Source organism: Chroococcidiopsis sp. TS-821, from assembly GCF_002939305.1.
In the GTDB taxonomy this organism is placed as follows: domain Bacteria; phylum Cyanobacteriota; class Cyanobacteriia; order Cyanobacteriales; family Chroococcidiopsidaceae; genus Chroogloeocystis.
Genome location: NZ_MVDI01000005.1, coordinates 123,904 through 137,067, shown reverse-complemented (window position 1 = coordinate 137,067; position 13,164 = coordinate 123,904). Strand labels below are relative to the sequence as shown.

Genomic DNA, 13,164 nt, shown 5'->3' with positions numbered 1-13,164 from the left:
TAAATAAACGTGAAGGTTGGTAATTGGTAATTGGTAGCTGGTCATTGGTGATTGAAAAAAGATCTATTACCTACTGAAGTGCGGGTAAAACTTTTTCGCCAAAGACTTCAATAAACGCTTCTTGTTCGCGGTTGACGTTGTGGAGTGTGATGACTTCAAAGCCAAGTTCAATATCTTTTTGTAACCATTTGATGTGTTGTTGCGGATCGGGGGAAATGCGGACGTATTGATACATATCTTCTGGTTTGACAAAATCGGCGATCGCATCGAATTGCTGCGGACTGCGTAAATCGGCTAACACTGGACTTGTAAAAATATTGGTTCGCCACTGATCGTAAGCGCCGTCAAGTGCTGTTGCTTCGTCTGCTGCATAAGAAAGCTGTACTTTAAGATACATCGGCTTACCTTCCCCGCCTCCACGCCGAAATGCTTCGACGACTTCTTTTAACTTTTCGTGGGGGTGCGATATTGTAATCATCCCGTCTGCCCATTTGGCTAACCACTCAGCGGTTTGTGGTGTAATTGCGGCACCGATGATTTTGGGCGGAACTTGAGGGCGAGTATAAAGTTTGGCTTCTTCTACGCGGACTAAACCGTAATGCGTGACGGTTTTACCTTGCCACAACGCCCGCATAATCTCAGCGCACTCTTGCAAACGGGCATTGCGTTCGTCTTTTGCTAACCAGCGATCGCCTGTAATTTTCTCGTTTAAAGCTTGACCGCTACCCAAAGCTACCCAAAAGCGTTCGGGAAACATTTCGGCTAAGGTGGCTGCGGCTTGGGCGATAATTGCTGGATGATAGCGCTGTCCCGGAGCACAAACAACGCCAAAAGTCAAGGGGACGGCGTGCATTGCTGCGCCTAACCAAGACCAGGCGTAACCACTTTCCCCCTGGCGATCGCTCCAAGGATGAAAATGATCCGAACATGATATTCGTTGAAATCCTGCTTTGTAAGCTGCTTGCGCGTATTGCAGCAGCGTACTCGGTTTAAATTGTTCGTGCGAGCAATGGTAGCCAAATTTAACCATAACAATTTTTTTAATACCTTTAAAAAACAATCGTCATTTTCCCCTCTGCCTCCTCTGCTCACCCACACGCAGCCACTTTAAAGCACAATACGATTAAAGAAGCGATCGCAAAAACATTTGGGTGATGTAGTACCGATTTCCCTCGCGCCAAACGCCCACACCTGTTTCTGCAAAGACAGAACGTAAGATATTTTCGCGGTGTCCAGGACTTTCCATCCATCCTTGGATTGCGGCGGGTACAGGATCGGAAATATTGGTACTCCGAAACAGATTTTCGCCGACTATCAAAAATACAATTCCGCCGTCACGCACGCGTTGCGCTGGAGTATCGCCATCGGGTCCTGTATGACTAAAAAAGTTTTCTTGTGCCATTCTTTGACTGTATTGGCGCGCAACTTGGGCTAAGCGTTCGTTATTTTCTAGCGGTTGTAAATTGTTCTCCACGCGAATTTCGTTAATTTGTTCAAGAATTGCCGCTTCCATTTCGGCAATGTTTGGGGCTTGTGCAGGAACCGAAGGTAGCGGTTGATTCAGAAGTCGATCCGCGCCAGGGATCGATGAGATAAGTTCTCTTGCAGGCTCACATCCTCCTAAAAGCAGTGCAATCGGCGTACTTAAGATAAATAACTTCCATGAAAGTCGACTTTTGTTCATTCGTAGGCTGTACTAGCTAAAGCTCTGGCATGCGTAAATTCACTTATCTTCTAATGTATGCAGAAAGTTTAGTGACTCGCAATTCCTACACTAGAGCACTTGTATTGAAGTTCCGAACATCTTGTCAAGGCGGTTAATAGTTAATAGTTAATTGTTAGTAGCCCTTAACTATTAACCATTGACAGCCCCGCTCAGAGTTTCCTCATTTAATTAGAAAACGACAAAGAGCGTCAGTAGAAGCTTCTTCTTTGCATTGACAATCGGCGACGCTTGGGTGTTCCTAAGAAAAACTGCATGACGTTTCCGACGGCACTGTCTGTACCAGTTGCGGTCACGCCGCTACTAATATTGCGCAGTCCGTGCAAATCTAAAAAGCTGAATCCAACTTTGGAGAAGAAGGGAATCAAACAAAACAAGAAAGTATCAATTGTTTGGTCAAAAACTCGAAATCCTGAAGGTCCAAGAATCCACACGACAGGATAGCAAATCCACAACACGGTGAAATAGGTTGTTAGGCGATCGTAAAAATTGGATAGTTCGCTCCCTTGACTGCGGGTTTTGGCACGTAAAGGTCCCCAAATTCCCCACATGACGACTAAAAATGCAACAACGCCGTTAATGTACCAGAGATATCGCACCCAAGGAATAACAGATAAGTCAGCTACTAAACCGCAGACAATAACTATTACTTGCGTCATCATTAGTGCAGCAGGTAGCGTCCAATCTTTTTTTGGGAGACGATGCATTCCTGTCCACGCTAGGGCTAGTAACAGTAGTGGTGTAGTGACAACCCAATCTATATAACGTGCAAAGTGAGTAATTTGACCTGCAACAGCGATTTTTCCTTGCTCTAATTCTTCATGTGGTAAAACCATTGAAAGATAAGCTAGTCCTGACCAAATGGGAATAAACGTCGCAACCAAATACTCATATTTGGGTACACCACGTGGGTTCTTACTGAGCCAAATAAAGTAGATCGCACCAACCGCCATTCCCAAAATGTAGAGCCAATGAAATATATCTTGTAGATCCATTACTCCTCCAGCCAATGAATGGGAAAAAAGTGTATTCAAATCAACAAAATGTTTTAGGCGATTTGTCAATAAGCAATACTTCCTATATAAATAGATCAGTTTTTCACTTGTTTCATCTTCTACCTAAAGATCGAGGTTTTCGAAAAAAATGTGTACTTTTGTAGCTGCATAAGGTTCAAAGGTTGCAAAAAATTTAAAAGTTTTGTTTCTACGTCTTCCTGAAACTTTGCTGTCTGTAATCCCGTAGGATTTGCAAAAATTTATTCATATTAAAACTACGCGGGTCGATTCTCGTTCCCGAACGATCTACGGCGCGATGCGTTGTGATTCGGTCTTCTGGAACGCTGCTTTGGGCAATTAACCAGGCTAGCGATCGATATTGTTCTTCTGTATAACCACTATGTCTTCGCGCATTATTTCTACCACTTGGTGGTGTTTCTAGTGCGGCATGATACGCAAAGTTATTCACAGAAGGAGGAAAATTTGGATGGGTTTTTACTGCTTCTGGACCTGACGCACCATCAAAAACGGAATTTCCTGCGCCAAAAGCTCGAAATTCAGGTGGGACAAGATAAACGACTGTTCCATCTAATTTAATTAACGCATGGTAACTTGCTTGCTTACTTTCTTCATAATGTGGTGTTTGAAAAAAATTAATTGTACTCGCCGCTGAACTTACAGTTTCGTGTAAAACAATGATTGGTTGATTATAAACAGGAACGCCGTTAATATCAGTTGTTAGCCTTAGACCGTAATTTGTGGGATGTACTGGGATCGCTTCATAATTAGGCTGATATTTGATTTGCGCAAGGTTTACTGTTTCTTGGGGAGTGGCGATCGCTTGTGAATAAGTGGGTTGATTATCTTTGATGGTTACACTTTGTGTCAATTTGACTTCTTCATGCGATTCTGTATTTTTCACATTTAAACTTATCGTAAAAAAGCCAATGAGTATAACACTGATAATAACTTGAATCCACACAAAACGCCGCATTTCTTAAATTGCCTGTATAATTTAACGAAACATTTTGTTAGCTTGAGGACAGTATTCTGTACAGTCTATTGCCTCTTCCGTTAAAGCAATTTTAGGATTTACGGCACACTTGAGATAAGGATTGCTAGAAAAATATCGACAGTTGCTGCAAGGAATCTTATTGAGTTGTTTTAAATTGACCACAATATTGCTCTGCTTATTTTTACGCAACTTAACTAACATTGTCAGAAAAATCGCACCACCAGTCAATAAGCTGAGGGGTCCCCAGAAGCTAACAGCATTGTTCGGTACATTAACTTGATTAGAGGATGGTGTATTCTGCGCTACTTCTACATAAGTTGAATTACTAAAGTTTCTCTCAGCGATGAAAGAATTTCGATGAGATTGTTGCCCCTGCATACTAATTACCTCAAGACTACAGTTACTTGTTAGGATTTGGATTGCATCGGAACTAAAAGTTAGACCATTTTGTAAGATTTATAATTCAGCAAAACCCAGTTAAAGAGTTGCTATAAAAATTAACACTATCAAATCAAGTTATTAAGCTAGTTACTTCTGACGATCAGTATTTGAAACAATTGTGACGAGAAAGTGACAGAAAAGCAGAAAAAGTCGAATATGCGAGCAAATTAGCCTCCAAAAACAGTGAAGTTACGTAGTATAATTTTTATGCTTAGTTGATTGAACTTAAGTATTTACTGTTAATGCTTAGGATAGGCACTGAGATTTAGTCATAGTGTTATGGTTGAAATGGAAATCGCTGAGTTCAGAAATTGCCACAAAAATCTTTGAGTCAGAGGAGTAAAGTTTACTGTGAATTTTGGTCGATGGATTGGCTTAATTGTTCTGCTAATTTCGTTATACATCCTTTGGCAGATTCGGCAGTTGCTTTTACTCTTACTTACGGCAGTTGTCATAGCGACAGCTTTGAATCGGTTAGTATTACAACTGCAAAGATTGAACGTCAAACGCGGCTGGGCAGTTTTAATTACTTTAACGAGTTTGCTGGCGCTGCTTGTTGGCTTTTTCGTGCTCATCGTACCTCCATTTATCGAGCAGTTTCAACAACTCATCGCTTTATTACCAACAGGATTTGCGAGAATACAGACATGGCTAAGTTGGTTAGAGCAGCAAATTTTAGGTTGGTTTCCGAATTTACCGGCTAATTTACCTGATTTTACTAGCCTAATTCAACAAATTCAGCCGATCGCAACTCAGTTACTCGGTCAGTCAGTTAACTTTTTTTCAACTTCGATTACAGCATTTTTACAATTCCTTTTAGTACTTGTATTGACGCTGATGCTCTTAGCACAGCCGCAGCCGTATCGTCAATCATTAATTCGCTTGTTTCCTTCATTTTATCGCCGTCGAGTTGATGAGATTTTGACGAGGTGCGATGTAGCTTTAGGAAGTTGGGCAGTTGGTGCTGTCATTGAAGGAATATTTATTGCAGTCTTAAGCGGTGTGGGTTTGTGGATTATTGGCGTACCACTTGCTTTAGCACACGCCATTCTTGCCGGTTTACTTAACTTTATTCCAAATATTGGACCAACATTAAGCGCCATTTTTCCGATGGCGATCGCTTTACTCGATACTCCGTGGAAATCAATTGCTGTTTTAATTTTATACGTTGTTATTCAAAATATTGAAAGTTACTGGCTAACTCCATTAGTTATGGCGCACCAAGTAGCTTTACTGCCAGCGATTACACTAACAGCACAACTGTTATTTGCAGGTTTTTTCGGTGCATTAGGCTTAGTCATGGCATTACCTTTAACTGTAATTGCCAAAACCTGGTTAGAAGAAGTTCTATTTATTGATATTTTAGATAAGTGGCAGCATCCCCATCAAAAAGTTGTTCGCGAGGAAGTCATTTACGATCCAAATACCGATTATAGTCCAGAAATTAGTGAAGAATGGAAAGAAGTTTAAGTCGAGTTGTTTAAATAAGAATGATTACTTGTCCTCTTTGCGTTCAGCTTTGAGTTGGTTTAATTCAAATAAACTGATTAATACGCCAGCGATTGGAACCGAGAGAAAAACTCCAACTAAACCTGCAATTCTTGCGCCTACTAGCAAGGCAAAAAACATCACGACTGGATTGACATTCAGCGAACCTTGCATAATTTTTGGCATCAGTACATTTTCTTCAACTTGTTGCAAAAGAACGCAACCGATTAAAACTTGCAAACTGAGCCACACTCCTTGAGGTAACAAGATTATTGATACTAAAGTGACTCCGATGGTGGCGCCAATCCCTGGAATGAGATCGAAGACACCAGCGATCGCTGCTAGCAGTAAAGCAAAAGGTGCTTGCAGTAGTAGCAAGACAAGATAAACTGATACGCCAAAAAACAGCGACAGCAAAAACCGTCCCCAAAAGAAGCCAAGAAAATTATGTTGAACCGCACGAGTCAACTTTTCACGAAATTGCGGTGGAAAGACTTGTAAAAGAAAATCCCAAAGTCTTTTACCATCGAGCAACATAAATAGTGCTATGACTGCAATAATAATCAAATCAACGATATTCGTCACGATTGCTTGCAAAGTAGCAAAGCCAAATCCTAGCCCTGCTAAAGCTTGATTGCGAAGTTGTTCTTCAATTGCATTAAAATCTACTTGAAAGTTCAATCGCTGAAGTAGTTGTTCGATTCGTTCTACTATTGGTAAAAAACTGTTTAATAATTCTGGAGCTTGATTGAGGAGTTGTTCGCCTTGCGATAAAATTGCTAAACCAATTGTGAAAACTATTGCCAGTAAAAGAAAAATACTTAAAAGAAAGACAATAATAACTGCTACAGCGTGAGGTAAAAAACGTTCTACCCAGCGCACAGGATAACTAAGAAGAAACGCAAAAACTGCTGCAAAAATAAAAGTGACAATGACGTGTTCAAAATAAGCTAGTATTTGAGCGATCGCCCAGCCTAGTGCAATCAGTAGCAGAACTCGAACTAACGCTGAATTATTTAGTCGATTCCATATAGGTTTAATCGGTGATTCGCTCATAAATCAGACTAGGAATTAACAATTTTGAATAAAATGCTGCTTGTTAGCTCTGTTCGAATTGTGCCGCAATGGAAGGAATGCTGACATCTTGCTAATTTGCGTTTTTCTCTTAGTTATCTTTTCAAATGTATAAATTCTGACCTCTGAACTTCAATCCCTAACCCCTTCTTTTACTATCTTCTACCAATTAAACTATGCCACGCACGCATACACTTACGACGGAAATTCGTTAATAAACCTGGTGATGATTTGCGCTTTTGGGTTTCTTGGGGAAAATCTTCAGAAATGGGAATTGCATATTCTTCTGGTACGATAGGAGCGCCGTGCTCTTTTGCATAAACTTTAGTAAATTCTGCACCCAAAAATAAAATATGAGCAGCGTAATAAATCCAAGTAATAATAATTAAAAACGAACCAGCTACACCATAAGCTGAAGCGAAATTTGTTTGACTGAGAAACAAACCAAAAAAGTATTGACCTAACATAAATAATACAGTAGTGAATATCGAGCCTACCAAAGCATCTCGCCAGCGAACTTTGGCATCAGGTAGTACAGTATACATGGCAGCAAACAAGAATGTAATCATACAAAAAGAGAATACAAAGCTGAGAATTTGCCACCAGTAGCCACGTCCTGGCGTTAACTCGTTTAAAACATGAACGACTGATGCTAGTACTGTATTCGCAACAAAAGAAACAAGTAGCAAAAAGGCAATCACCAACACCATCGCAAACGATACTAATCGCTTACGCAGAAAGTGCGTAATATGCTTTCCTGGTACTGGTTTAACTTCCCAAATTTTGTCGAGTGCGTTTTGAATCTGGGCAAAAACTCCAGAAGCGCCAAATGCAAAAAAAGCCAAATTAAAAATTAGCTGAAATGGTCCACCAGCAGCATCTTGTCGCATATTAGCGATCGCTGTAGCAATCACCTCAGCACTTTCTGGTCCAACAACACCTTGAATTTGCTCGACAAGTTGCTGTTTTGCAGCTGCTTCGCCATAAATTGCTCCCACCATCATAATGACTAGAATCATTAACGGTACGATCGAGAAAACTGTATAGTATGCCAAAGATGCAGCAAGGAGTGATACTTGATTAAACTGCCACTCTGAAATTGTCTCCTTGAGTAGCTGCCATAGATTACGTAAAAGTTTCATCGCTACTGCCTTAATTGCGTCGCTACTGAGTTTAAATTTATACTTTTTGTGGGAAATGCAGCACAACAATCGAAGTTTCTTGGTGAGTACGGGCAATCACTTCAGGTTCAGTTCCTAGCATCCGCATACTTAAAATATCAGGATGATTTCCGGATGTGAGAATGAGTAAATCGTCAGGTTGTAACATTCTGGCAACGCGGGTAACAAAATTGCCCCGTACGTGCTCAATTGTAGCTTTTGTTTGCAGAGGAGGTGACACTTTATATGCTTTGCGGCGAGGATTTCTCGTAACGTGTAACACTTTTAACGTTGCTTTGAGTTCCTCAGCTAAGGTTTCGGCTAAAGCGATTGTTTTTTGCAATTGAGATGAAGCAAAATCTAGATCAGTTAATGCGAGGATGACCCGATCTGTATTTCTAATTGGTTGCGTAAACCGCGCGACTAACACAGGTACACTTGCTTGCCGGATAATATTGTCAATGACACTGCCAAAAAAGTTATCGCGATAGCTAGAGTAACCTTTCCAGCCACAAACAATTAAATTAGCATCGCGTTCTTGTGCTGCTCGAAGAATTCCTTTTTCAATCGAATCATCAACTCGTCCGATGGTTTCAACCGATGTTACAGCCGCATGGGCAATGGTTTCTGCTGTTGCTAAGAGTTGTTGTTGCTGAATTCTTTTCTCGGCAGTAATTGGTCCACCGTTATCTGTAAGAATGTGTAATGGGAGCAACGTCCCGTTACTTTTTTTTGCTAAGATCAGGGCGAGTTTTAGGAGATGATCCTCAGTATTAGGGTTAGCAACAGGAACTAAAATGCGATCGCCAATCTGCGTTGTTTCGATTGTAGGAGTGAAAGCAGCTGGTTTGATTTCGCGCCCCCAACGCGTTGTGACCCAAGGAGACGCGATACACGTTACCAAGATCATAGCGATCGTGCCATTCACCGTCAGCTGATCGACTAAATTAATTTCAAATGCAACTGTAATTGCTGCTAAAGTGGACGCTGCTTGCGCTACCGAAAGCCCAAACATTAACATGACACTAGGAAATGGCAAGCCAATGATTTTTCCTGTTCCCCATGCGGGTAAAAATTTGGCAACAATCGCAACAAAAGTCATCACTCCTGCTACTAACATAGAGCGCGGTTCGCTCAACAAAATTGCAGGATTAATGAGCATTCCCACAGAAATCAGAAAAAATGGAATAAATAACGTATTACCAATAAACTGAATGCGGTTCATCAACGGACTCAACTGGGGAATCAACTGTGAGATCGCAATTCCTGCTAAAAAGGCGCCAATAATTGGTTCAATTTCAATTAAATCGGCTACGTAAGATACGATAAATAATGTTGCAACAACAAATGTAAATTCGGCACTTTCGTCGTGTCCGAACCGCCGAAAAAACCAGCGACCAACTTTAGGAACTCCCCATAAAGTAGCAAAAGTATAAATCGTTAAAGCGGGAATTAGAAATAACCAAAAGCCTAGCGTCAGACTTCCTTGATAGGCGCGAACAACAACAGCTAAAACTAGGAGAGCTAGAACATTTGTAATTAAGGTTCCTCCCAGCACTGTTGTGACAGCTTGCGTACGCATCACGCCTAGCCGCATCGCAATTGGTAGCGCCACAAGAGTATGTGACGCAAAACAAGAAGCAACTAGAATTGAGGCGAGTAACCCATAACCAAGAAGCGACATACTCGCAGTTCCAAGTATCATGGGAACCGCAAAAGTTGCTATGCCAAATATGACGGCTTTATTAGCGTTGTACTTTAAATCGTCAAGGCTTGTTTCTAAACCAGCCATGAACATCAAGAATAGCAACCCTACCGTACCAAGTAAAACGATTGTACTATCGCGTTCTAAAAGTCCAAGACCATAAGGACCTACGACTAATCCTGCTAAAATTAACCCGACAATCCCTGGTAGCTTGATTCGCTCGAATAACAACGGCGCAACGAGCATAATCGCCATGATAATTAGGAAGACGGGAACAGGATCGGTAATTGGTCCTCTTAAAATTGAGGGACGAAAAAACTCAACGAGCGATCGCCCTGTATTTTGCGTACACAACCAACTCGCTTGCACAAATGTGCTAAATGTTACTTGATAAAAAAACGAAACTTCCATTGGGCTTTGAAGGTCAAGATTGCTAACAAATGAGCTATACATATCAACTTTGCTGTCTAAAAATATCTGTATTTAGTTACTTTTTTTATGAGATAATTCCTGAGTTTCAGAATAGAAGATGGCCTGAGCGTCAAGTATAAGTTAGCTACAAGCTATATGCTATAGGTACAAAGACATAGTGTTTAATATTTTAAAAATTGTCATTTTTCCATCATATATATTGAATAAAGTAATAAAGATGACGGTTTTTACAAACACAGAATGACTTGCAGTGTAACTTTAATCTATAACTCAACTGCCAGTAACAGTGTCGGGGGGCAAATCACATGACAGCAACAGAAGAAAAATTGCTGGAAAATCATTGGCATAATCTACCTCTACAGGAAGTTGCTCAAAGCTTAGACAGTAACCCTAAAACTGGTCTATCCTCTGCTGAAGTATCGCAACGACAGCAGAAATACGGTCCCAACGAGTTAAAAGCAAAACCGGGGAAAAGCCCAATCGTTCGATTTTTATTGCAATTTAATCAACCACTGCTTTATATCTTATTAATTGCAGGTGCGATTAAAGCATTACTCGGTTCTTGGGTCAATGCTGGAGTGATTTGGGGCGTTACTCTCATTAACGCCATTATTGGTTACGTTCAAGAAGCGAAAGCTGAAAGCGCAATTTCTGCACTCGCCTCAGCGGTGAAAACCGAAGCAACTGTTATCCGTGACGGCGAGAAAGTGCGCGTGTCCTCGACAGAGATTGTTCCTGGCGATATTGTGTTACTTGCCTCTGGCGATAAAGTTCCCGCAGATTTACGGTTAATCGATGTACGCAACTTACAAGTCAACGAGTCAGCGCTAACGGGCGAATCGGTTGCTGTAGAAAAAACGACACGACAAGTAGAAGTTGATGCACCTTTAGCCGAACGTACCAACATGGCGTATGCGGGTAGCTTTGTCACATTTGGTACAGCAAAAGGTATTGTCGTTGCGATCGCCCAAGACACTGAAACTGGACGTATCTCGCAGTTAATCGATCGCGGAACTAACTTAGTCACTCCACTCACCCGCAAATTCGACCGCTTCAGCCGTACGTTGTTGTACATTATTTTGGGTGTTGCTGCTTTAACCTTTGCGGTTGGTATTGGCTACGGTAACTCGATAGTCGAGATGTTCGAAGCGGCGGTTGCTTTAGCCGTTAGTGCGATTCCAGAAGGATTACCTGCTGTTGTCACAGTTACATTGGCAATTGGTGTTTCCCGAATGGCACGACGCAATGCGATTATCCGCAAGCTACCGGCGGTGGAAACCCTTGGTGGTGCAACGGTGATTTGTTCAGATAAAACCGGAACGCTGACCGAAAACCAAATGACGGTGCAAGCAATTTATGCAGGAGAACAGCAATATAAAGTTACGGGTAGCGGGTATAATCCAGAAGGGGAAATTGTTGTAGATACAGATGTAAATGACGGCGCATCTGCCCAAAAGCCAGCAGATTTTGACGCCAATGTTGCACTGCGCGAATGTTTAATTGCAGGTTTGCTGTGTAATGACTCGCAAATTGAAGTCAAAGATGGACAAAACACAGTTGTCGGCGATCCAACCGAAGGAGCTTTGATTATTGCCGCAAACAAAGCAGGACTAAGCGATCGCCATGAAGAAACGATGCCGCGAGTCGATGCGATTCCCTTTGAATCTGAGTTTCAGTACATGGCAACGTTGCACGAACAAAGGCAAAAAGTAGGAAGCAATTCCCAAAGGATAATTTATGTAAAAGGTTCGGTGGAAGCACTGCTACAGCGTTGCGAGCAAATGTTGGATGCACAAGGAGAACTTCAGCCGCTCGATACAGCGACAATTCAAGAAAAAGTTGATGCTATGGCGCATCAGGGCTTACGAGTACTAGCCTTCGCTAAAAAAATTGTGCCAGCACAGCAAAAGTCGCTCGATCACGATGATATTGCTGCAGGGTTAATCTTTATCGGATTGCAAGGGATGATCGATCCGCCGCGTCAAGAGGCAATTAGAGCAGTACAAACATGTCAAGAAGCAGGAATTCAAGTCAAAATGATTACGGGCGATCATGCGGTGACAGCGCAGGCGATCGCACAACGCATGGGCTTTAATCATCATGAAGAAGTCATTGCGTTTACCGGACAACAACTTGCGCAGATGGACGATCGCGAACTAGCTAACGCGGTAGAAGAGGGTGCGGTGTTCGCGCGGGTTGCGCCCGAGCAAAAACTACGCTTAGTAGAAGCTTTGCAATCTAAAGGTGAAATTGTCGCAATGACCGGCGATGGCGTCAATGACGCTCCTGCGCTGCGACAAGCAGATATTGGAATCGCGATGGGCGGTACAGGAACCGAAGTTGCTAAAGAAGCCGCTGACATGATTCTCACCGATGATAACTTCGCGTCGATTGAAGCCGCAGTTGAAGAAGGACGCACGGTGTATCGCAATCTATTGAAAGCGATCGCGTTTATTCTCCCTGTGAATGGCGGTGAATCAATGACGATTTTGATTAGCGTGCTACTGGCGCGAGTTTTACCTATTCTCTCGTTACAAGTTCTGTGGTTGAACATGGTGAATTCAATTACGATGACAGTACCACTTGCGTTTGAACCCAAGTCGGAAATTGTCATGCAGCAGCCACCGCGTAACCCTAATGAGCCACTATTATCGCGTAAGCTAGTGCAGCGAATTGTCCTTATTTCTGTGTTTAACTGGATTCTAATTTTTGGAATGTTTGAATGGGTACTCCGCGATACAGGAAACGTTGATTTAGCTCGGACAATGGCAATTCAAGCGCTTGTCTCGGGAAGAATCTTTTATCTCATCAGTTTAAGTCAACTTGGTATTGCGATCGCCAGTCGATTGCGTGGGAGAAGAAGAGAATCTTTTAGCGATGCTCGTGCAATCGTTCTCGGAATTGTAGCTGCTGTGCTTTTACAAATCATTTTCAGTCAGTGGGGCATAATGAATACCTTATTTGCTACAGCACCCCTTAACTGGAATCAATGGCTCATTTGTCTGCTCGTTGGTTTACCCATGATTCCCACCGCTATCATCGCTAATCGTATCGACCCAATTGAAAAGGCTTCTTCTAGAAAGTTAAGACGCGCGTAGAGTTACTCGATTGAATATTTTAAGAGGTAGGGT

10 protein-coding genes are annotated in these 13,164 nt (G+C 42.0%); 2 read left to right on the top strand and 8 right to left on the bottom strand.

Annotated features, from left to right (window positions below):
- Window positions 1-70: 70 nt before the first annotated feature.
- The 5 genes from B1A85_RS14795 to B1A85_RS14775 all read right to left on the bottom strand — a co-directional run bounded on the left by B1A85_RS14795 (window position 71) and on the right by B1A85_RS14775 (window position 4,111).
- On the bottom strand, window positions 71-1,030 hold the full coding sequence (locus tag B1A85_RS14795; RefSeq protein WP_104547791.1) for a TIGR03885 family FMN-dependent LLM class oxidoreductase: 960 nt from the start codon (window positions 1,028-1,030) through the stop codon (window positions 71-73).
- Between the two features lie 93 nt (window positions 1,031-1,123).
- Window positions 1,124-1,684, bottom strand: coding sequence for a CAP domain-containing protein (locus B1A85_RS14790; protein WP_104547678.1), 561 nt, complete (start codon window positions 1,682-1,684; stop codon window positions 1,124-1,126).
- Window positions 1,685-1,914: 230 nt separating this feature from the next.
- The gene (locus B1A85_RS14785) at window positions 1,915-2,718 is read right to left on the bottom strand and encodes a bacteriorhodopsin (protein ID WP_104547677.1); all 804 of its coding nucleotides are present in this window, start codon (window positions 2,716-2,718) and stop codon (window positions 1,915-1,917) included.
- Window positions 2,719-2,926: 208 nt separating this feature from the next.
- Entirely contained in the window at window positions 2,927-3,712 is a 786-nt protein-coding gene (locus B1A85_RS14780; protein WP_104547676.1) for an N-acetylmuramoyl-L-alanine amidase, read from the bottom strand.
- 21 nt (window positions 3,713-3,733) lie between these two features.
- Window positions 3,734-4,111, bottom strand: coding sequence for a hypothetical protein (locus B1A85_RS14775; protein ID WP_104547675.1), 378 nt, complete (start codon window positions 4,109-4,111; stop codon window positions 3,734-3,736).
- 414 nt (window positions 4,112-4,525) lie between these two features.
- Here B1A85_RS14775 and B1A85_RS14770 point away from each other — a divergent pair, with 414 nt between their 5' ends.
- Window positions 4,526-5,644 (top strand): AI-2E family transporter, encoded by a 1,119-nt coding sequence (locus B1A85_RS14770; protein WP_104547674.1) that lies wholly within the window; start codon window positions 4,526-4,528, stop codon window positions 5,642-5,644.
- Between the two features lie 24 nt (window positions 5,645-5,668).
- On the opposite strand, the gene B1A85_RS14765 is transcribed toward B1A85_RS14770, so the two are convergent.
- The 3 genes from B1A85_RS14765 to B1A85_RS14755 all read right to left on the bottom strand — a co-directional run bounded on the left by B1A85_RS14765 (window position 5,669) and on the right by B1A85_RS14755 (window position 10,012).
- The gene (locus B1A85_RS14765; RefSeq protein ID WP_104547673.1) at window positions 5,669-6,718 is read right to left on the bottom strand and encodes an AI-2E family transporter; all 1,050 of its coding nucleotides are present in this window, start codon (window positions 6,716-6,718) and stop codon (window positions 5,669-5,671) included.
- A gap of 173 nt (window positions 6,719-6,891) precedes the next feature.
- The gene (locus B1A85_RS14760; RefSeq protein ID WP_104547672.1) at window positions 6,892-7,878 is read right to left on the bottom strand and encodes a YihY/virulence factor BrkB family protein; all 987 of its coding nucleotides are present in this window, start codon (window positions 7,876-7,878) and stop codon (window positions 6,892-6,894) included.
- Window positions 7,879-7,915: 37 nt separating this feature from the next.
- Window positions 7,916-10,012, bottom strand: coding sequence for a cation:proton antiporter (locus B1A85_RS14755; RefSeq protein WP_210404473.1), 2,097 nt, complete (start codon window positions 10,010-10,012; stop codon window positions 7,916-7,918).
- A 326-nt stretch (window positions 10,013-10,338) separates the two neighbouring features.
- On the opposite strand from B1A85_RS14755, the gene B1A85_RS14750 reads away from it, so the two are divergent.
- Window positions 10,339-13,131 (top strand): cation-transporting P-type ATPase, encoded by a 2,793-nt coding sequence (locus B1A85_RS14750; protein WP_104547670.1) that lies wholly within the window; start codon window positions 10,339-10,341, stop codon window positions 13,129-13,131.
- Window positions 13,132-13,164 lie beyond the last annotated feature (33 nt).

Excerpts from the sequence above, each read along its gene's own strand:
- B1A85_RS14795 (WP_104547791.1), bottom strand. The coding sequence starts at position 1,030 with ATGGTTAAATTTGGCTACCATTGCTCGCACGAACAATTTAAACCGAGT.
- B1A85_RS14790 (WP_104547678.1), bottom strand. The coding sequence starts at position 1,684 with ATGAACAAAAGTCGACTTTCATGGAAGTTATTTATCTTAAGTACGCCG.
- B1A85_RS14785 (WP_104547677.1), bottom strand. The coding sequence starts at position 2,718 with ATGGATCTACAAGATATATTTCATTGGCTCTACATTTTGGGAATGGCG.
- B1A85_RS14780 (WP_104547676.1), bottom strand. The coding sequence starts at position 3,712 with ATGCGGCGTTTTGTGTGGATTCAAGTTATTATCAGTGTTATACTCATT.
- B1A85_RS14775 (WP_104547675.1), bottom strand. The coding sequence starts at position 4,111 with ATGCAGGGGCAACAATCTCATCGAAATTCTTTCATCGCTGAGAGAAAC.
- B1A85_RS14765 (WP_104547673.1), bottom strand. The coding sequence starts at position 6,718 with ATGAGCGAATCACCGATTAAACCTATATGGAATCGACTAAATAATTCA.
- B1A85_RS14760 (WP_104547672.1), bottom strand. The coding sequence starts at position 7,878 with ATGAAACTTTTACGTAATCTATGGCAGCTACTCAAGGAGACAATTTCA.
- B1A85_RS14755 (WP_210404473.1), bottom strand. The coding sequence starts at position 10,012 with ATGGAAGTTTCGTTTTTTTATCAAGTAACATTTAGCACATTTGTGCAA.
- B1A85_RS14750 (WP_104547670.1), top strand. The coding sequence starts at position 10,339 with ATGACAGCAACAGAAGAAAAATTGCTGGAAAATCATTGGCATAATCTA.